The sequence below is a fragment of the Myxococcus sp. AB036A genome (assembly GCF_006547355.1).
Taxonomy (GTDB): domain Bacteria; phylum Myxococcota; class Myxococcia; order Myxococcales; family Myxococcaceae; genus Myxococcus; species Myxococcus virescens.
This window is the reverse complement of the sequence record NZ_VHLC01000106.1, coordinates 1-19,257: the sequence shown is the minus strand read 5'-3', so window position 1 is coordinate 19,257 and position 19,257 is coordinate 1. Positions and strand designations below refer to the sequence as shown.

Sequence of the window (19,257 nt, the reverse complement as noted above, 5' to 3'; positions counted from 1 at the left end):
ACAGAGGGAAACGAGTGCTTCTGTTCGTCCAACGGCCGGACCAAGATGGGGGCAGTGTCTTCCCGTCTCGCCAGTCGCCCGCGTTGTTCCCGCTGCAACCTGGCGCTTCACCTGTGTCTGTGTGACGAGATTCCCCAGGTCCACACGCGGACGCGAATCCTCCTCCTCCAGCACGTGATGGAGATCGCGAAGAAGAGCAACACCGGCGGCGTGGCCGCGCTGGCGTTGGTGAACTCGAAGCGGCTCATCCACGGCTCCCTCAGCGGGAGCGCGGAGCTGGAGCTGCTCTCCGAGCCCGGGACGTGGCTGCTCTATCCCGATGGGCCGCCACCCCGGCCCGATGCGCCGCCACCGCGGCAACTGGTGGTGCTGGACGCGAGCTGGTCCCAGGCGCGGCGGATGACACAACGGGTCGCCGCGCTACGGACGCTGCCTCGCCTGGCGCTGCCGCCACCGGAGCCAGGACTGCTCCGGCTCCGTGAACCCTCGCACCCCTCCGGGATGTCCACCCTGGATGCCGTGGCTCGAGCGGTGGCGGCGCTGGAAGGGGCCGAAGTGGCCATGCCCCTGGCGCGGCTCGCCGCACTCCGAGTCCAACGGATCGCCGAGTGTGGGACCTTGTATTGAGTCCCCAGGTATCCGTGCTCGGCGCCGTGTCTTCGTGAATTGACACGCGCTTGAGCCGGTCTTGATGGATTCGGGATGTCTGTGATTGCGCTGCCAGGGGGGCATTCACTTCTTCTCCCTGGAAGCGATGCGTTCGGAGCGCGAGGCCGGCGCTGGCTCGCGGCGGCGCCCGACACCGCGATGTCAGTGGCGTGAGTTAAAGAGAATGTCGCGGCAAATGAACCTCCTCCGGGTGCTTCGTGAAGAAACAGAAAAACTCGCTCTTGCGGATAAAATGAATTTCGCGTAACATCTCTGTGACGTCAGCGTAGGCTGGCTCTTCTATTTCAAGAGGGGGAGCCCCGGGATGTTCAGGGGCGTTGCCGGGCGGATGTGACGGTACCCGTGCCCAAGGCGGCATGGGCGTCCTCCTGGGCGTGGTGTGTCTTTCGATTGGGCGGCTCAGATTCATCAACCAAGGCTCTGCGGCCCATTGTCGGCTGCGGGGCTGTTCTTAATTCCTCGCCATGTCCGCACGCATCAGAGAGCGTCAGGAGAGCTGGGGCACCATCATCTACGACAACCTCCGCGATGAGTTCTCGGCGAAGGTGTTCGAGGGCTGCGTGCCTGTGCCGCGGAGTCCCATCGGTTGTGGATGGCTCGTCACCGCGCCGTGCAACCTCGTGTGTATCCACTGCTACGGGAACGTCGAGGACCTGCCGTCGAAGCGGCTCTCCACGCCCCAGCAGCTCAAGGTGGCCGACGAAGTCATCCGCGCGGGAATCATGCGACAGATTCTCTCCGGCGGTGAGCCGTTGATGCGCCGAGACACGCTGAACGTCATCGACAAGCTCACGGACCATGGTGTCGCCACCATCCTCGGCACCAACGGCACCTTCCTGACGCAGCAGATGATGAAGACGGTGTCTCGCTGCACGCGCGTGGAAATCAGCCTCGATTCCATGGACGAGCGGGTCAACAACGAGATTCGCCCCAGCCGCAACGCCAAGGGTAACACCTACCAGGAGACGCTCCGGGCCATGGGCCTGTGCGTGGACCATGGCGTGGCGCCGCGAATCCTGACCTGTCTCAACCGTCACAACAGCCAGCATGTCGAGGAGCTGGCCCAGTTCATCTACGAGCGGGGCATCCGCGACTGGGCCATTTCCTGGACGCTCTCCGCCGGTCGCGCCTATCACATCTACGGCGAGTTGATGCCGGAGGAGACGTCGCATGTCACCGCGGCCGTGGAGCGGCTGCGGGTGCGCTACCCGGACATGCAGATTCGCCTGTCGGACCGCACCGTCAACTACAGCCGCTACTACTTCCTCATCTGGCCAGACGGCATCATGGGCACCGAGGAGATCGTCACCGGCAAGAAGCTCTTCTTCAGCTCGCTGGTGACGGGCTCCGTCCAGGACGGTTGGAAGCAAGAGAACTACGACCTGGACGCACACTTCCGGAAGTGGGTGGGGGACCGCATCGAGGTCATTCCCGCGGAAGGCCGGAAGCCCCTGGTCGCATAGGATGTCCGTGGCATGGAGCTGATTGACGTCATCGACACCCAGGGGCAGGTGGTGGGGAGCGCGCCCCGCGACCAGATCTACGGCCAGAAGCTGCCCCATCGCATCGTGCATGTGATGGTGGAGCACGACGGCAAGGTCTTCCTGCAGCGGCGCTCCCGGCACATGACCTTCATGCCCGGCCACCTGTGCACGTCCGCGGGTGGCCACGTGAGCGCGGGCGAGGCGCCCCTGGAGGCCGCCCAGCGGGAGCTCCTGGAGGAGCTGGGCCTGGAGGGCCCGCTGGTGCCCGTGGCGGAGTTCGTCTTCGACGATGGGCACCACCGGCGCATCTTCCTCTACCGCGCCCGAATGGAAGGCCCGCTGCGCTTCTCCGAGCGGGAGGTGGACGGGGGCCTGTTCCTGGCGCCGGAGGAGTTGGGGCGCCTGCTGGACGAGCCCTGTCATCCCCAGTTGTGGCCCTGTCTGGAGCGCCTCTTCCCTGGGCCGAGCGCTGACGCGCGGACGCGATGGAAACCGTCCTCTACTCGCTGACGTCCGTCCTGCTGCGGTCGGGAAACAGCGTCTTCGACCGGCTCAGCTATGGGCTCCGCCGCCAGTCCATCCTCGTCCTCAACTTCGCCAACAACTTCGTCCCGTTCCTCTTGCTGGCGGCGCTGACGCCGCTGCTGCCCATGACGGACAGGGCGGGGTGGGCGCTCTATGGCAACGCGCGGCTCGCGCTGTTCGCGGTGAGCGTCCAGGGGGTGGCCTTCGCCTTCTCCTACGGCTTCCGGCACCTCACGGTCGCCCGGGTGAACATCGCCTCGCGCATCGGGGATGTGCTCATCCCCCTGGCGCTCATGCTGTCCGGCCGCACGGTGCACTGGACCGAGTATCTGTTCGCCCTCGCCGTGTCCGGCTGCTCGTTGCTGGCCGCGGGAGGTGGCTCGGACAACCGCCGCGCCCTGTGGCTGCCGGCGTTCTTCATCACCGTGGCCGTCCTCGTGCAGAGCCTCTGCGGGGAGCTCTTCTTCCAGGGCCAGCCTTCGGGCGTGGCGTCCAACCTGGAGGTGAGCACCGCCTTGATGTTCTGGAGGAGCGCGGCGTGTCTGGTGCTGCTGCTCCTCTTCGGCGCCCGGGGGACGCTGGGGGCGCAGTTGAGCGAGCTGGTCGTGGACGGCCGCGCACGCACCAACCTGCTGGTGCGCGCCCTCTTCACCGTGGGCAATCAGGTCGCCTTCGTCATGGCGCTGGCGGCGGGAAACCGCGTCGTCGCCTGGCCCATCCTCAACTCGGTGACGCTCTTCTCCCTGGTGTTCGCCAACGCCTTCATCCAGGAGGCGCCCGCGCGACGCGAGGTGTTCGCCGTCGTGGCCATCGTCGCGTTGGCCGTGCTCAAGGCCGCGCTGTAGTTCGTGTCGGCGCCAGGTCCGGCAGCACCTGGTCCGCGAAGCGCAGCGAGAGGGCCGTGAGCGTCAGCGTCGGGTTGATGGCGCCGTTGTTCGGGAAGTTGCCGTTGGTGAGGGCGAACAGGTTCTTCGTCCCGAAGACGAGGTGCCTCCCGTCCACGACGCCCGAGTCCGGCCCTTGGCCGAAGCGCGCCGTGCCCACCGAGTGGTCCGCCCGGCGAATCACGCCCGAAACCCAGACCTCCGACTCCCGGCAGCCCGCGGTCTTCATCACCTGCATCAAGGTGTCGGTCATCCACTGCCAGCGCGCGGCGAACCCCGAATCCACCGCGTAGTGAATCTCCACCTGGCGCTCGCCCGGCTTGCCCGTGAAGCGCAGGCGGTTCTCCGCCTGGGGGAACTCCTCGATGAAGCCATGGAGGTTGAGCCGGCTCTCCCGGGCGAAGGAGGCGATGTACTCGGGCGCCAGTTGCTCCTGGCGGACCCAGGACTGCAGGTCCGGCTCCTCCGGGTACTCGGAGAAGATCATCTTCCCGGCGGCCTGCTGCTCCGGCGTGTCGAAGTGCCGCGAGAAGAGGGCGGGCATGGGGACTTCGCGCCCATTGAACTCCCGAGGGGGCTTCGCCAGCTTGCCCTCGAGCTTCAGCATCGGGTGGGTAACCAGGTAGCGACCGAGCGCGGGCAGGCGCTGCTCATCGAAGCCCGAGTGCCACAGCAGCTTGGGCGTCTCCAGGGCACCCGCGGCCACCAGCACGGCGTCCGCGTCCAGTGTGGCCGTCTCGCCCTCGGCGGTGCGGTAGGTGACGCCCTGGGCCACCGCTCCCGCCATGCGCACGGCCAGCACCGGACTGCTCGCGAGCAACCGGAAGCCCGGGTGGGACTCCATGTCCGCCAGCAGCAGGGTGGGGTCGAAGCGCGCGCCCATCGGGCAATACCGGCACGTGCCAAACGTCATGCACGGGCCGCCCACGCCCTCGCCGCCGGGGCCTCTGCGCGACATGGGAATGTGGTCATAGGTGATGCCCAGCGCCTTCAAGGCGTGGCGCACCGGCTCCGACTCGATGGGATACGGCGGGCTGTTCCACTTGTAGGGCTGCGAGCGCCAGGGCGTGGGATGTCCGTCCACGGGCGCGTTGGGGCCGGTGACGTTCAGCAGGGACTCGGCCTGGCTGTAATAGGGCTCGAGCTGGGTGTAGCTGAAGGGCCAGTCGTTCCCCTTGCCGGTGCGCTTGCGCAGCTCCAGGTCCTCGGGCTGGAGGCGGGGCGTCCAGCCGCTCCAGTGCAGCGTCGACCCGCCCACCGCCATGAGCCGGCTGCCCTTGATGAGGAAGTGGTCGCGCTCGGGTTGGACACCGGGGCGGGAGTTGGCGTCACCCTGCGAGTCCTCACAGGCGTGGTAGGGCCGCACGCCCGTGGTGACGAAGTCCAGCCAGCGGCGCGAGTCCCGCATGGGCGTGCGAGGACCGGCTTCGAGCATCACCACCTCGTAGCCCCGCTGCAGCGCGGCGCGGGCGGTGATGACCGCGGCAACACCACTTCCGACGATACACAGCCTCATGGTTGTCAAATCCTGTCGGCGACCGCGCTGACTACAGTTCGTCCGAGGCGTGATAGGAGCCAGACGCGTGCGGTTCGTGCCAGAGCCCGCCCATGTGGCCATTCATGTTGCCGAAGCCAAACGTCCGGAAGCCCCCGCCGACCAGCGACATGATGGCCAGCTCGCCCACCACCTTCACGCGGTGGAGCTCTGGCAGCTCCATGAGCCATTCCGCGGAGAGTTTCTCGGGCCGTTTCACCTCCGCCGCGAAGCGGGTGTAGGTGGCCAGGTATGAGGGACGCTCCTCGCATTTGAGACGCAGATAGCCTTCCAGCAGCGCCTCGTTGAGCTGACCGTCCATTCCCACGAAGCGTGAGAGCCAGCGGGCCGTATCGAGCAGGACCTCCCGCACGTCGTCGGGAAGGGGCCCCGCGCTGTCGGGCGCGATGAGCTGGAGGGGGGCCGAGCCCACCGTGGGAGGCGTCAGCCGCGGGCGAAGCGTGCCGCAACTGGAGGCCACCACGCCGATTCCCAACCACTGCAGGAGCTGTCTGCGATTCAGCAGCGCTTCCCTCGATACAGTCCCAGAGGAGGGAGATGTTTTCACGGCGTTGTTCATGACGGCTCAGCCCTCATGCTGCCCCAGTTTTCACAGTGGAAGCAAGGGTTGCGGACATTGCCTCGATTGCTGCTCCATGGCAAAGAGCACGGGCGATATGTGGATCGTTCGGCTGGCGCTCCGACGCCCCTATACCTTCGTGGTGGCGGCGCTGCTGCTCGTCTTCGTGAGTGTGCAGGTCATCCACGAATCCCCCACGGACATCCTCCCCGAGGTCGACATCCCCGTCATCAGCGTCGTCTGGAGCTATGACGGGCTGCCCGCGCAGCAGATTGAACGGCAGATTACCCAATACAGTGAATACTCCCTGGCGAACAACGTGGCGAACCTGGCCCGTCAGGAAAGCCAGTCATTCGACGGTGTATCGGTCGCCCGGTTGCATCTACACCCCGGGGCTGACGTGGCCGAGGCCATGGCCCAGGTGACGGCGTCCTCGCAATCCATCACCCGGCGCATGCCTCCGGGGACGCAGCCGCCCATCATCCTCCGGTATTCGGCCAGCAGTGTGCCCATCCTCCAGGTGTCGTTCAGCAGCGAGACGCTCACCGAGTCGCAAATCTACGACCATGTGAATCAACGCGTTCGGCCCCTGCTCGGCACGGTCCGGGGCGCGCGCATTCCCCAGCTCATGGGCGGCAAGGTCCGTCAGATGACCGTGGACCTGGACCTGGAAGCCCTCGAGGCGCATGGGCTGGCGCCGCACGACGTCGCCTCGGCGGTCTCCGCGCAGAACCTGGTCCTGCCCACGGGGAACATCAAGATGGGCGCGCACGAGTACCGCGTGACGCTCAACAGCAGTCCGGAGACGCTCGCCGCGCTCAATGACATCCCGGTGCGCCGGAGCGACGGCCGCGTCGTGTTTCTCCGAGACGTGGCGCACGTGCATGACGGCTTCGCGGTGCAGACGAACATCGCCCGGGAGGAGGGCCGGCGCTCCGTCATCCTGTCCGTGATGAAGACGGGGGACGCCTCGACGCTGGAGGTCGCCCGCCGCGTGCGCGAGCTGCTGCCCACCATCCAGGCCGCCGCGCCGGAGGGGTTGTCGGTGCGGTTGCTGGCGGACCAGTCCTCCTTCGTCACGACCGCCATCCACGGGCTCCTGGTTGAAGGGGTCATCGCCGCGCTGCTGACGGCGACGATGATCCTCCTGTTCCTGGGGAGCTGGCGGAGCACGCTCATCATCGTCATCTCCATTCCCTTGTCGGTGCTCGCGGCCATCCTGGTGTTGCGGGGCCTCGGGTACACGCTCGACTCGATGACGCTGGGCGGGCTGGCGCTCGCGGTGGGCATCCTCGTGGATGACGCCACGGTGGAGATAGAGAACATCCACCGCAACCTGGCCGTGGGGAAGCCGCTCACCCAGGCCATCCTGGATGGCGCGGAGCAGATCGCCGTGCCCGCCTTCGTTGCCTCGCTCTCCATTGGCATCGTCTTCATCTCGGTGCTCTTCCTGGAGGGGCCGGCCCGGTACCTGTTCCTGCCCATGGGCCTGGCGGTGGGGCTCTCCGTCATGGCCTCGTATCTGCTCTCGCGCACGCTGGTGCCCACGCTCGTGCAGTTCCTGCTGCGCGCGGAGGTTCAGCGGCACGGGCAGCCGCAGACGGGCTGGCTGGCGCGACTGCACCACCGGTTCGAGGAGGGCTTCGAGCGCTTCCGGGCGCGGTACGTGAGGGCGCTCCAGAAGGCCCTGGCCCGGCCGCGCCGCGTGCTGGTTTTCTTCCTGCTCGCGGTGTTGGCGGCGGTGGGGTTGATGCCCTTCGTGGGCCGCGACTTCTTCCCCACCGTGGACGCGGGCCAGCTCCGCCTTCACGTCGTGGCGCCGCCAGGGACGCGCATCGAGGAGACGGAGCGGTACCTGTCGCTCGTGGAGGACGCCGTGCGCGAGCTCATCCCCGCCGAGGACCGGTTGAGCCTGATTGACATGATGGGCATGCCGGGCGGCTACAACCTCGCGCTGACGGACACCTCCAACGTGAGCAGCGCGGACGGGGAGGTCCTCGTGACGCTGGCTCCGAAACGCCGGGTTCGGACGGACGCGTACGTCCGGCTGCTGCGCGAGGAGCTGCCACGGCGCTTCCCCGAGCTCACGTTCTACTTTCAGCCCGCGGACATCGTGACGCAGATTCTCAACTTCGGGCTGCCGTCGCCCATTGACGTGCAGGTCTCCGGCTCCCAGCGCGAGGCCACCTATGCCATCGCGCGGAAGCTCGAGGCGGAGCTGGGACAGGTCCGCGGCGCGGTGGACGTGCGCCTGTCGCAGGTGGTGAACGCGCCTCGGCTGCACTTCGAGGTGGACCGGGTCCGCTCCAGCGCTGTGGGGCTCACGCAGCGGGACGTGGCCAACAACGTGCTGCTCACCGTGTCATCCAGCTCGCAGGTGAGCCCCAGCTTCTGGATCGACCCGAAGACGGGGAACAGCTATCCGGTGTCGGTGCGCGTGCCGGAGACGCGGGTGTCCTCGGTGGAGGACCTGACGCGGATGGCGCTGCCCACCCGGGAGGGGCCCCAGCTCCTGGGCGACCTCACCCGGGTGCAGCGCGAGTGGACGCCCGTCTTCGTCACCCACGTGGACATCCAGCCCACCTTCAACGTCCGCGCGGACGTCCAGGACACGGACCTGGGCAGCGTGGCGTCGCGGCTGGAGCGGATGGTCGACCGCTACCGAGAGGAGCTGCCGCCGGGCTCGCGCATCCAGGTGCGTGGGCAGGTGGAGAGCATGCGCACCAGCTTCGACCGGCTGCTGCTGGGCCTGCTGTTCGCGGCGGTGCTCGTCTATGCGCTGATGGTGGTCAACTTCCAGTCCTGGCTGGACCCCTTCATCATCATCACCGCGTTGCCCGGGGCGGTGGTGGGCATGGTGGTTTCGCTGTTCGCCACGCAGACGCCGTTCAGCATTCCCTCGTTGATGGGCGCCATCATGAGCGTGGGCGTGGCCACGGCGAACTCCGTGCTGGTGGTGTCCTTCGCCAACGAGCGGCTCGCGCTCGGCGCGAGCGCGGCGGAGGCGGCGCTCGAAGCGGGGAGGGTGCGGGTGCGCCCCGTGTTGATGACGGCGCTGGCCATGGGCCTGGGCATGCTCCCCATGTCCCTGAACCTGAGCGAGGGCGGCGAACAGAACGCCGCGCTCGGCTGCGCCGTCATCGGCGGCCTCGTGGGCGCCACGGTGGCGACCCTGTTCTTCGTTCCCGTCGTCTACAGTCTGATGCAGGCGCGGCGGGCTGTCCGCGCGGCGGCCCCTGAACTCGAGCCCTCGGTGACAGCGTGACGGAGCAGACCCCTGGCGTGGATGCCGCGGCGCCCGTCGCCGCGGCGCGAGGCGGGCGCTGGCCCTGGGTGTTCGCCGCCTTGCTCCTGGTGCTGCTGGGGCTCGGCGTGGCGCCACGGTTGGAGCGGTCGCGCGCGTTGGACCGACGTGAAGCGGAAGCCCGTCTGCCGCCGCTCGTGGCCACCGCGCGCGTGACGCGGTCCGAGCCGAAGGCGGAGCTCACGTTGCCAGGGACGGTCCTTCCCAGTCAGCGCGCGTCGCTGCACGCCCGCATCAACGGCTTCGTGGGCCGCATCCACGTCGACCTGGGCGACCGGGTCCGCGCGGGCCAGTTGCTGGCGGAGCTTGAAGCGCCCGAGCTCCAGGCGGAGTGTCACCGGGCCCGGGCGCGCCTGGATGAGACGGAGCGGAACCTGGAGCTCGCTCGCGCGTCCGCGCGGCGCGGGCAGATTCTCGCGGGAGAGGGCAACGTCAGCCACGAAGTGGCGGAGGAGGCGCGGGCGCGGGCCAACTCCGCGGAGGCCTCGCTGAAGAGCGCGAAGGCGGAGGTGGAGCGCCTCGAGGCGTTGTACGCGTATCGCCGCGTGGTGGCGCCGTTTGATGGGGTCATCGTGCGTCGCAACGTGGACCGGGGAGCGCTGGTCACCGCGGGCAGTGGCAACGGCATGACGAGCCTGTTCGAACTCGCGCAGACGCACACGCTGAAGGTCTACGTGGACGTGCCGCAGTCCCTCGCCCATGACATCCGGCCGGGGCTCGAGGCGCGCATCTCCACGCTGGAAGCGCCCGCGCGGGCGCTTCCGGGGCGCGTGGTGCGGACCGCGGGGGTGTTGGACCCTGGGACTCGCACGCTCCTGACGGAGGTGCAGCTCGCCAACACAGAGGCGCTGTTCGCCGGGTCATTCGTGCGCGTCCGGTTGCTCATCGAGCGCGAGGCCCCGCCCATGCTCATCCCCGCCAGCGCGTTGGCCGTGCGGAGGGAGGGGCCCACGGTCCTCGTGGTGGGGGAGGCGAATGCCGTCCAGCAGCGCGTGGTCGTGCTGGGGCGAGACCTGGGCGCTCATGTCGAGGTGATGGACGGATTGTCCGCCGAGGACCGGGTGGTGCTGAGCCCACCGGACACCCTGGGCGATGGGCGCGTGGTGCGCGTCGCGGAAGGGCGTGCCGCGCGCTAGCTCGCGTGGAGCTCAGCAAAATCCGATAGGGCTGCCATGTCGGTCAGCCTTGATATGCTGTGCGGACTGGAGACTTCGATGAAGCGTTTTCTGTGGCTGTCTGTTTTCGCGGTGGCGTTGGTGTCCAACGTGGCCTCCGCGAGCGAGGAACTCGCGAAGGCCAAGAGCTGCATGACGTGCCATTCCGCGGCGGCGCGGCTGGTCGGTCCCTCGTACAAGGAGATTGCCGCCCGCTATGCGAAGCAGGAGGGCGTGGAGGACAAGCTGGCGCAGCGCGTGCGCAAGGGCAGTAGCGGCGCCTGGGGCGCCATTCCGATGCCTGCGAACGCCCAGGTGTCGGAGGCCGAGGCGCGCGCGCTGGTGAAGTGGATCATGACGCAGAAGTAGCGCGTGGCGCTGAGTACGGAGGCGCCGCCGCCCGTGGCTTCTCTCCCCGTGGGTCGTCCGGTATAGACGGGGGCATGGCGTTCATCGCGTTCTCCACCATCAAGGGCGGCGTCGGCAAGACGACGCTCTGCTCGCATGTGGCGGCGGCCCTCGCGGATGCCGGCCGCCAGGTGCTGCTGCTGGACCTGGACCCCCAGGCGCATGCGTCGCTGGTGCTGGGGCTGGAGAGCCGGGAAGGCCCGTGCGTGGGGGATGCGCTCGGGCCCCGTCCCAAGCACACGCTGGCGCAGGTGGTGGTGGCTTCACCGAAGCGGCCCGGCTTGTTCATCGCCCCCGCCGCGCCGCGTATGGCCGCGCAGGAGCGCGAGCTGTTCCAGTGGGGCCACCGCCTCCAGGCGATTCCTCGCGCGCTCAAGACGCTGGGGTGGACGCCGGACATCATCCTCGCGGACACCCCTCCCAGCATCGGCGCCTACACCGAGGCCGTGCTCGCCTCCGCGGACCTGGTCGTGGCCCCCGTGCCCACCGGCGCCTTCGCGCTCCAGGGGCTGGGGGAAATCGAGACCGCCTGGCGTGACGTTCGCGAGCAGGGCGGTGAGCTGGTGGCGGTGGTGAATCTGTGGGATCGCCGCACCACCGCGACCAACGAGGCCATGGAGGGCGCGCTGAGCGAGTCCACCGTGCCCGTGCTGAGGGCTCGGATTCCGCGCTCGGAGTCCATCAACCAGGCGGGGCTGGGCTACGAGGTGGTGTTCGACACGAGCCCGCAGGCGGCCGGCGTGGAGGAGCTGCGGGCCCTGGCGCAGGAGTTGGCGAAGCGCGTGGGGCTGCGCTGAAACGGCGAACGGCACCGTCCGCCACGAGGGCGTACGGTGCCGTCCGGGGGAAGCCGAATCAGAGGTTGTAGTGGCCCGAGGCCTCGGGCTGGTAGGGCACCGCGACGATGCGCAGCTGCTTGGAGCGTCCGCCCGGCAGGGGCCAGGTGATGGTCTGCCCCACGGTCAGGCCGATGAGCGCGCTGCCGATGGGGGCCAGGACGGAGATGCGCCCCTCGTCGCTGCTGGCGTCGCGCGGGTAGACAAGGGTGACCTCCCGGCGCTCTCCCGTCTGTTCGTCCTCAAAGACGACCTTGCTGTTCATCGTCACGACGTCGGGCGGCACCTCTTCCGACGCGACGACGCGGGCCCGGGTCAGCTCCGCGTCAAGCATTTCCGCGAACTCGGCCGTGCGGCCGCCTCCGTTGTGGTCCACCACCTGGCGCAGGCGCTCCAAGTCGGCTTCGGTCACGATGAGGGTCTGTTCGCTTCGCATGTCAGGGGCCTCCTGTGGGAGGGAGTAATGGGTTAAGCCCATTCTAACTGCCTCGCCTGCTATTTATTCCCGACTCGCCCCAAAAAGGCGACCCGGGCGTTTCATTCCGCTCAGAAGGCGCAGTCCGCACCCCGGGTGGGTAGCGCGGAGCGCCCCCCGGAAAGATACGCATCGCAGGCCTTGGCGGCTTCGCGACCGTCCGACAGGGCCCAGACGATGAGGCTGGCGCCCCGGCTCGCGTCCCCGGCGCAGAACACCCCGTCCGCGGACGTGGCGAAGCGCGCATCCACCTGTACCGTGCCGCGGGGAGACAGCTTCACCCCCAGCTCCTCGGAGAGGTTGCCCACCTCGGGCCCCGTGAAGCCCATGGCCAGCACCAGCAGGTCCGTTTCGAACGTCACCTCGGTGCCGGGACGTTCAATGAGGCGGGGCAGGGCGCCAGGTTCGGGCTGGAACTCGATTTCCACGGCGTGCAGCGTCTGGAGCCGTCCGTCGCTGCCCGTGAGCCGCTTCGTCATCAGCGCGAAGCGGCGCTCGCCGCCTTCCTCCTGGCTGGTGGAGGTGCGGAAGATGACGGGCCACCTCGGCCAGGGGTTGCCCTCCGCGCGCACCGCAGGCGGGGCGGGGAGGAGCTCCACCTGCCGCACGCTCGCCGCACCCTGACGCAGCGCGGTACCCAGGCAGTCCGAGCCGGTGTCGCCGCCGCCCAGCACCACGACGTGCCGGCCGGCCGCGTCCAGGCGTGAGTCCTTCTGGCCATGGCCCGAGACGAGCCGGTTCTGGTGCTCCAGGTACTCCATGGCCTGGACGACACCGGACAGCTCGCGTCCGGGGACTTCCAGCTCGCGCGGACGGCGCGCGCCCAGGGCCAGCACCAGGGCGTCGTGCTTCGCGCGCAGCTCGCGGTAGCTCAGGGCGCCGCCCACGTCCACGCCGGTGACGAAGGTGATGCCCTCCGCCTCCATCAGCGCCAGGCGCCGGTCCACCACGGACTTCTCCAGCTTGAAGTCGGGGATGCCATAGCGCAGCAAGCCGCCGGCCCGGGCGTCTCGCTCGTACACGGTGACGGTGTGTCCGGCCGCGTTGAGCTGCGCCGCCGCCGCCAGTCCCGCGGGCCCGGAGCCCACCACGCCCACCGTCTTCCCGGTGCGGCGCGCCGGAGGCCGGGCTTGCACCCAGCCCTCCTTGAAGGCCCGTTCGATGATTTCCTTCTCCATCTGCTCGATGGTGACCGGGTCCCGGTCGATGGCGAGCACACACGCGGCCTCGCACGGCGCCGGGCACAGCCGGCCCGTCATCTCCGGGAAGCCATTGGTGCGGCTGAGCAAGTCGTACGCCTCGCGCCAGCGCCCGCGGTACACGGCTTCGTTGAAGTCGGGGATGAGGTTTCCCAGGGGGCAGCCCTGGTGACAGAAGGGGACGCCACAGTCCATGCAGCGGCCGGCCTGTCGTTTGGCCTCGTCGGGGGCCAGCGGCAGCGCGAACTCGCGCCAGTCGCCCAGCCGGTCCGCCTTGTCCCGCTTGTCCGCGTGGACGCGCTCCCACTCGATGAATCCGGTTGGCTTACCCATGGCTCAGGCCCTCCCCGCCGCGGACTGGGGCAACGCCGCGGATGTGGATTCCGGTGGTCTGCGCGCCGCGCGCCGTGCCTGGAGGACCCGCTTGTAGTCCGTGGGCATCACCTTCACGAAGCGCGGCACCATCAGCTCCCAGTTGTCCAGCACCCGCCGCGCCAGCGCGCTGCCGGTGTGATGCAGGTGCCGCTCCACCATGCCGTGCACGAGCCAGATTTCGGACTCGTCCACCAGGGACTCCAGCTCCACCATCTCCAGGTTGCAGCGCTGCCGGAAGGACTGCTCGCGGTCGAGCACGTAGGCGATGCCGCCGCTCATGCCGGCCGCGAAGTTGCGCCCGGTGGGGCCCAGCACCACCACCGCGCCGCCCGTCATGTATTCGCAGCCGTGGTCGCCCACGCCCTCCACGACGGCCTGCGCGCCGCTGTTTCGCACCGCGAAGCGCTCACCCGCGAGTCCCCGCAGGTAGACCTCGCCGGCCGTGGCGCCATAGAGCGCGGTGTTGCCCACCAGCACGTTCTCCTCGGCGCTGAAGCGGCTGGCCTGCGGCGGGTAGACGATGATGCGTCCACCGGACAGGCCCTTGCCCACGTAGTCGTTGGCGTCGCCCTCCAGCTCCAGCGTCACGCCCTTCACCACGAAGGCGCCGAAGCTCTGGCCCGCGGAGCCCTTCATTCGCACATGGAGCCGGCCATCCGGCAGTCCCTGGCCCCCGTGACGCCGGGCAATTTCCCCCGACAACAGGGCGCCCACGGCGCGGTGGGTGTTGGCCACCGGCACGTTGAGCAGCATGGGCGGTCCGCCGTCCAGCACCGCGCTGGCGTCGCGCAGCAGCGCGTGGTCCAGGTGGTCGGACACGTCCTTGATGCGCGGCTCGGTGCAGTGGCGCGGCTCGCTGTCCGGCGCGGCCGGCGCGGCGAGCAGCCCGGACAGGTCCACGCGCTTCGCCTTCCAGTGGTCCACCGCCGGGCGCTGCCGCAGCAGGTCCACGCGGCCCACCAGCTCCTGCAGGGAGCGAGCGCCCAGCGCGGCCATCCGCTGGCGCAGGTCCTCCGCGATGAGGAGGAAGAAGTTCACCACGTCCTCGGGCTTGCCCTGGAAGCGCTCGCGCAGCCCCGCGTCCTGCGTGGCGATGCCCGCCGAACAGGTGTTGAGGTGACACTTGCGCAGCATGACGCAGCCCACGGCCACCAGGCTGGCGGTGGCCATGCCGAACTCCTCGGCGCCCAGGAGCGTGGCCACCAGCACGTCCCGTGCGGTGCGCATGCCGCCGTCCGCCTGAACGCGGATGCGCGAGCGCAGCCCGTTGTGCACCAGCACCTGCTGCGTCTCCGCCAGCCCCAGCTCCCAGGGCAGGCCCGCGTGCTGGATGCTGGACAGCGGCGAGGCGCCCGTGCCGCCCTCGTAGCCGGAGATGACCACGCAGCTGGCGCCGGCCTTGGCCACGCCCGCGGCGATGGTGCCCACGCCCACCTCGCTGACCAGCTTCACGCTGACGCGCGCGGCCGGATTCACCGACTGGAGGTCGTAGATGAGCTGCGCCAGGTCCTCGATGGAGTAGATGTCGTGGTGCGGCGGCGGAGAGATGAGCGTCACGCCCGGCGTGGACCAGCGCACGCGGGCAATCCGCTCATCCACCTTGTGGCCGGGAAGCTGGCCGCCCTCGCCGGGCTTGGCGCCCTGGGCCACCTTGATTTGGAGCTCGTCCGCGTTGACCAGGTACTCCGTGGTGACGCCGAAGCGCGCGCTGGCCACCTGCTTGATGGCGCTGCGGCGCAGGTCTCCGTTCTCGTCCCGGGTGAAGCGCCGCGACTCCTCGCCGCCCTCGCCGCTGTTGGAGCGCCCGCCCAGCCGGTTCATCGCGATGGCCAGCGTCTCGTGCGCCTCCGCGCTGATGGAGCCGAAGGACATCGCGCCGGTGACGAAGCGCCGGGCAATGGAGAGCGCCGGCTCCACCTCGTCCAGTGGCACGGGCGTGCAGCCCTCGTGGGCGATTTCGAGCAGGCCGCGCAGGTTGGAGTGCTCGCGCGTCTCGTCGTCCGCGAGCCGCGAGTACTCCGCGAAGGTGGCGGCGTCGTTCGCGCGCACCGCCGCCTGGAGCTTGGCGATGGTGGCCGGGTTCCACTTGTGCCGCTCGCCCAGACGGCGCCAGCGGTACTGGCCGCCCACGGGCAGCATGCCAGCCTCCGCGTCCGCTTCCACGCCGAAGCCCCGGGCGTGGCGCTCCGCCACTTCGCGCCCCAGCTCCGGCAGGCCCACCCCCTCCACGCGCGACGCCGTGTCGGTGAAGTGCCGCTCCACCAGCGAGCGCTGGAGCCCCACGGCCTCGAAGAGCTGCGCGCCGCGGTAGGACTGGAGCGTGGAGATGCCCATCTTCGACATCACCTTGAGCAGGCCTTCCTCCACGGCGTGGATGAAGCGGTCCTGCGCCTTCTCCGCGTCCACGGCCAGCTCGCCGCTGTCCGCCAGGGCTCGGAGCGTGTCCAGCGCCAGGTACGGGTTCACCGCCGCGGCGCCGTAGGCGAACAGGCAGGCGAAGTGGTGCACCTCGCGCGCCTCCGCCGTCTCCAGCAGCAGGCCGGTGTACATGCGGATGCCGTCACGGACGAGCCGCTGGTGCACCGCGGACATGGCCAGCAGCGCGGGGATGGCCGCGTGCGCCGCGTCCACGCCGCGGTCGCTCAAGAGCAGGATGCTGGCGCCGGCGTCCACCGCGTCCACGGCCTCGTTGCAGAGCTTCTCCACCGCCGCCTCGAGCGCGCCTTCGCCGCCGTCCAGGGCGTAGAGGAGCGACAGGCGGCGCGTCTCGAACAGGCCCTCGTCATTGATGGCCGCCAGCCGCGCGAGCTGCCCGTTGGTGAGGATGGGGCCGGGGAGGGACAGCCGGTGGCACTGCTCCGGCGTCTCCTCGAAGGTGTTGCTCTCCGGGCCCAGCGCGGTGGCCAGCGTCATCACCAGCGACTCGCGCAGCGGGTCGATGGGCGGGTTGGTCACCTGCGCGAAGAGCTGGTGGAAGTAGGAGAAGAGGCTGGGGGCGTGGTCGCTGAGCACCGCCAGCGGCGTGTCCGTGCCCATGGAGCCCACCGGCTCCTTGCCCGTCTCCGCCATGGGCGTGAGCACCGAGCGCACGTCCTCGGCGGTGTAGCCGAAGGCGCGCTGGGCCCGCCACAGCTCCTCGCCGCGCAGGCGCACCGGGGCGGCGACGGCGGGGAGGTTGTCGAAGGTGTAGACGTTGCGCTGGAGCCAGCGGCGGTAGGGCCAGCGCGTGGTGATGTCGCGCTTGACGTCCTCGTCCTCCAGGATGCGGCCCTCGGTGGTGTCCACCAGCAGCATGCGGCCCGGCGTCAGGCGGCCCTTGCGGCGCACCTGCGAGGGCGGCACGTCGATGACGCCCATCTCCGAGGCGAGGATGATGCGGTCGTCCTCCGTGACGAGGTAGCGCGCGGGCCGCAGGCCGTTGCGGTCCAACGTGGCGCCGATGAGCTGCCCGTCCGTGAAGGCGATGGCCGCCGGTCCGTCCCACGGCTCCAGCAGGGCGGAGGAGTATTCATAGAAGGCGCGCCGCTCGTCGGACATCAGCGCGTCGCCCTCCCACGCCTCCGGAATCATCATCATCAGCGCGTGGGGCAGGGTGCGGCCGCCCAGGTAGAGCAGCTCCACCATGTTGTCGAACTGCGCCGAGTCGCTCTTGCCCGGGACGATGATGGGCTGGAGCGCCTCCAGGCTGCCGCCCAGGCGCGCCGTCTGGAGCAGGCCGCGCCGCGCGGTCATCCAGTTCCGGTTGCCACGCATGGTGTTGATTTCACCGTTGTGCGCGATGAAGCGGAACGGCTGCGCCAGCTCCCACGTGGGGAACGTGTTGGTGGAGAAGCGTGAGTGAACCAGGCCCAGCGCGCTCACGAAGTCCGGCTGCTGCAAGTCGGAGTAGAAGCGCGGCAGGTCCACCGGCAGCATCAGCCCCTTGTAGACGAGCGTCTCCGACGACAGCGACGCCACGTGGAAGCGGCCCTTGGGGTCCACGCCGCGCGCCTGGATGAGGTTCTCCGTCAGCTTGCGGATGCGGTACAGCTTCCGCTCGAAGGCGCTGGGGACCATTCGCCGCCGCGCCACGAAGAGCTGGCGGATGACGGGGGCGGCCTCACGCGCCACGGGGCCCAGGTGCTCCGGGTTCACGGGCACGTCGCGCCAGCCGAGCACGCGCTGGCCCTCTTGTACGACGACTTCCTCGAAGGCGGCCTCACAGGCGGCCCGGGCCTCGGGCTCGGGCGGGAGGAACACCTGGCCCACGCCGTAGTGCCGGCGCGGCGGGAGGGCGAAGGGCAGCTTCGGGGACTCGCGCTCGAAGAAGCGGTGGGGGAGCTGCACCAGGATGCCGGCGCCGTCGCCGGTTCGTGGGTCCCTGCCCGCGGCCGCCCGGTGGCTGAGCCGGTTGAGGATCTCCAGGGCGTCCTCGACGATGCCTCGCGAGCGCTCACCCCTCAGGTGGGCGACGAATCCCACGCCGCAGGCGTCATGCTCGGTGTCTGGCTCATACAGGCCGTACCGGCCGGGGCGGAATGCCGACATCAAGAGTCCCCTCTCCCGACGACGCGGGTTGTCATCAAGAATAATGCAGTGTTGCTAGATGTTAACGCGCTGCGTTGGCTGGCGTAAAGGGAAGCCCCCGACCCGCCGTGCGAGGAGGGCGGGGTGAGGAGGGACCTGGCTGGCCCGGCATGAACTACAGTGCCGCGCTTTGTCACATTCCGGCGGTGGCCAAGGGGCTCCGACGCCTGGATGCCGCACCGCGCGAGGTCGCTCCCATGCCGTACACCCCGATCATCGGCACGCTCGGTTACGTGATGTCACCGGACGGGCAGCGCGTGCTGCTCGTCCACCGCAACGCCCGTCCGGATGACGCCCATTACGGGAAGTTCAATGGCCTGGGCGGGAAGATGGCGCGCGACGAGGACGTGGCCGCCTGCATGCGCCGGGAGATTCGCGAGGAGGCCGGCATCGAGTGCACGCGGATGGTGCTGCGCGGCACCATCTCCTGGCCCGGCTTCGGCAAGCACGGGGAGGACTGGCTGGGCTTCGTGTTTCGCATCGACGGCTTCGAAGGCACCCCGCTCGAGCGGAACCCGGAGGGCTCCCTCTCCTGGGTGCCCGTGGCGGACATCCAAGGCCTCAACCTGTGGGACGGCGACCGGCACTTCCTGCCGCTGGTGTTCGACGCAGACCCCCGGCCGTTCCATGGCGTCATGCCGTACTCCGGTGGCCGCGCGCTGAGCTGGTCCTTCAGCCGCCTGTAAAGGGCTGCCGCGAAAGGGCTTTTCCGCGCGCCATCCCTCCGTGGACGACCGGACGGGCATTCCACCGTGCGTAAGAAGTTTTACTCAGCGAGCGTTGACGGATGAGGGCCGTGGGGGGTATCCACGTCTGTAGTGAGAGTGAGAACGATTCTCAATTTCGAACTTCCGGAGCCCGCCGCGGATGCCGCATCCTCGGTGTTGGCGCAACCCACTGGGGCGCTCTTCCGCATGGGGGATGCCGCCGGGGTGGAGGGCTTCTGGAGCCGCTGGAGCGGGGCCGTTGTCGTGGCGGTCGTGCTCCACGCGGTCGTCGTCGCGGCGGGCCTGTCCGTGTCCCCGGCGTTGCCGAAGAAGGTGGTGCGGGAGGAGCCGGAGCTGGTGTTGCTGGCGTTCGCCGCGCCTCCGCCCCCGCCGCCCGCGGGTGGTGGAGGCGCGCAGCCGGCCGCGAAGAAGGAAGTGCAGCGCCAGGCGCGTCCCAAGCCGGCGCAGCGGGTGATGCCGACCCCCATTCCCCGGCCCGAGCCGGTGGCGGAGGTGAAGCCGGAGACGCCCCCTGAGCCGGAGCCCGTGGTGGAGCC

14 protein-coding genes and 1 pseudogene are annotated in these 19,257 nt (G+C 69.4%); 10 read left to right on the top strand and 5 right to left on the bottom strand.

All coding sequences use genetic code 11. The features are described from left to right. Positions 1-45 precede the first annotated feature (45 nt). From FL344_RS31365 to FL344_RS31350, 4 genes are all read left to right on the top strand, one after another. Positions 46-627: a tRNA-uridine aminocarboxypropyltransferase gene (locus tag FL344_RS31365; RefSeq protein ID WP_141621110.1), complete on the top strand. Its 582-nt coding sequence runs from the start codon at positions 46-48 to the stop codon at positions 625-627. A gap of 506 nt (positions 628-1,133) precedes the next feature. Further along, positions 1,134-2,132 (top strand): radical SAM protein, encoded by a 999-nt coding sequence (locus FL344_RS31360; protein WP_141621109.1) that lies wholly within the window; start codon positions 1,134-1,136, stop codon positions 2,130-2,132. Between the two features lie 12 nt (positions 2,133-2,144). Beyond that, entirely contained in the window at positions 2,145-2,663 is a 519-nt protein-coding gene (locus FL344_RS31355) for an NUDIX domain-containing protein (protein ID WP_141621108.1), read from the top strand. Then, positions 2,639-3,523, top strand: coding sequence for a hypothetical protein (locus FL344_RS31350; protein WP_141621107.1), 885 nt, complete (start codon positions 2,639-2,641; stop codon positions 3,521-3,523). Before FL344_RS31355 ends, FL344_RS31350 begins: the two co-directional genes overlap by 25 nt. Here the strand turns inward: FL344_RS31350 and FL344_RS31345 are convergent. After that, complete coding sequence (locus FL344_RS31345) at positions 3,507-5,078, bottom strand: GMC family oxidoreductase N-terminal domain-containing protein (RefSeq protein WP_141621106.1); 1,572 nt, start codon at positions 5,076-5,078, stop codon at positions 3,507-3,509. The two genes, FL344_RS31350 and FL344_RS31345, sit on opposite strands and share 17 nt — an antisense overlap. A gap of 31 nt (positions 5,079-5,109) precedes the next feature. Continuing rightward, entirely contained in the window at positions 5,110-5,664 is a 555-nt protein-coding gene (locus tag FL344_RS31340) for a hypothetical protein (protein WP_228565504.1), read from the bottom strand. Positions 5,665-5,773: 109 nt separating this feature from the next. Here FL344_RS31340 and FL344_RS31335 point away from each other — a divergent pair, with 109 nt between their 5' ends. The 4 genes from FL344_RS31335 (at position 5,774) to FL344_RS31320 (ending at position 11,339) form a co-directional block, all read left to right on the top strand. Then, entirely contained in the window at positions 5,774-8,941 is a 3,168-nt protein-coding gene (locus FL344_RS31335) for an efflux RND transporter permease subunit (RefSeq protein ID WP_141621105.1), read from the top strand. Next, positions 8,938-10,116: an efflux RND transporter periplasmic adaptor subunit gene (locus FL344_RS31330; protein ID WP_141621104.1), complete on the top strand. Its 1,179-nt coding sequence runs from the start codon at positions 8,938-8,940 to the stop codon at positions 10,114-10,116. Before FL344_RS31335 ends, FL344_RS31330 begins: the two co-directional genes overlap by 4 nt. 78 nt (positions 10,117-10,194) lie before the next feature. Continuing rightward, positions 10,195-10,503, top strand: a complete 309-nt coding sequence (locus FL344_RS31325) for a c-type cytochrome (RefSeq protein ID WP_141621103.1) — start codon at positions 10,195-10,197, stop codon at positions 10,501-10,503. Positions 10,504-10,577: 74 nt separating this feature from the next. Beyond that, positions 10,578-11,339, top strand: a complete 762-nt coding sequence (locus tag FL344_RS31320) for a ParA family protein (protein WP_026114108.1) — start codon at positions 10,578-10,580, stop codon at positions 11,337-11,339. A gap of 58 nt (positions 11,340-11,397) precedes the next feature. Here the strand turns inward: FL344_RS31320 and rnk are convergent, their stop codons facing one another. The 3 genes from rnk to gltB form a co-directional block, all read right to left on the bottom strand. Then, entirely contained in the window at positions 11,398-11,814 is a 417-nt protein-coding gene (gene rnk, locus FL344_RS31315; protein ID WP_090495281.1) for a nucleoside diphosphate kinase regulator, read from the bottom strand. 110 nt (positions 11,815-11,924) lie between these two features. Beyond that, positions 11,925-13,385, bottom strand: a complete 1,461-nt coding sequence (locus tag FL344_RS31310; protein WP_141621102.1) for a glutamate synthase subunit beta — start codon at positions 13,383-13,385, stop codon at positions 11,925-11,927. Positions 13,386-13,388: 3 nt separating this feature from the next. Continuing rightward, on the bottom strand, positions 13,389-17,954 hold the full coding sequence (gene gltB / locus FL344_RS31305; RefSeq protein ID WP_141621101.1) for a glutamate synthase large subunit: 4,566 nt from the start codon (positions 17,952-17,954) through the stop codon (positions 13,389-13,391). A 236-nt stretch (positions 17,955-18,190) separates the two neighbouring features. Here gltB and FL344_RS31300 point away from each other — a divergent pair, with 236 nt between their 5' ends. Continuing rightward, a complete protein-coding gene (locus FL344_RS31300; protein ID WP_141621100.1) occupies positions 18,191-18,679 on the top strand; it encodes an 8-oxo-dGTP diphosphatase in 489 nt (162 codons plus the stop codon). Between the two features lie 138 nt (positions 18,680-18,817). Further along, a pseudogene (locus FL344_RS31295) lies at positions 18,818-19,257 on the top strand (energy transducer TonB); the annotation flags it as partial.

Bases quoted from the DNA above. Each gene is read 5' to 3' on its own strand.
- FL344_RS31365 (WP_141621110.1), top strand. From the start codon at position 46: ATGGGGGCAGTGTCTTCCCGTCTCGCCAGTCGCCCGCGTTGTTCCCGC.
- FL344_RS31360 (WP_141621109.1), top strand. From the start codon at position 1,134: ATGTCCGCACGCATCAGAGAGCGTCAGGAGAGCTGGGGCACCATCATC.
- FL344_RS31355 (WP_141621108.1), top strand. From the start codon at position 2,145: ATGGAGCTGATTGACGTCATCGACACCCAGGGGCAGGTGGTGGGGAGC.
- FL344_RS31350 (WP_141621107.1), top strand. From the start codon at position 2,639: ATGGAAACCGTCCTCTACTCGCTGACGTCCGTCCTGCTGCGGTCGGGA.
- FL344_RS31345 (WP_141621106.1), bottom strand. From the start codon at position 5,078: ATGAGGCTGTGTATCGTCGGAAGTGGTGTTGCCGCGGTCATCACCGCC.
- FL344_RS31335 (WP_141621105.1), top strand. From the start codon at position 5,774: ATGTGGATCGTTCGGCTGGCGCTCCGACGCCCCTATACCTTCGTGGTG.
- FL344_RS31325 (WP_141621103.1), top strand. From the start codon at position 10,195: ATGAAGCGTTTTCTGTGGCTGTCTGTTTTCGCGGTGGCGTTGGTGTCC.
- FL344_RS31320 (WP_026114108.1), top strand. From the start codon at position 10,578: ATGGCGTTCATCGCGTTCTCCACCATCAAGGGCGGCGTCGGCAAGACG.
- rnk (WP_090495281.1), bottom strand. From the start codon at position 11,814: ATGCGAAGCGAACAGACCCTCATCGTGACCGAAGCCGACTTGGAGCGC.
- FL344_RS31310 (WP_141621102.1), bottom strand. From the start codon at position 13,385: ATGGGTAAGCCAACCGGATTCATCGAGTGGGAGCGCGTCCACGCGGAC.
- gltB (WP_141621101.1), bottom strand. From the start codon at position 17,954: ATGTCGGCATTCCGCCCCGGCCGGTACGGCCTGTATGAGCCAGACACC.
- FL344_RS31300 (WP_141621100.1), top strand. From the start codon at position 18,191: ATGCCGTACACCCCGATCATCGGCACGCTCGGTTACGTGATGTCACCG.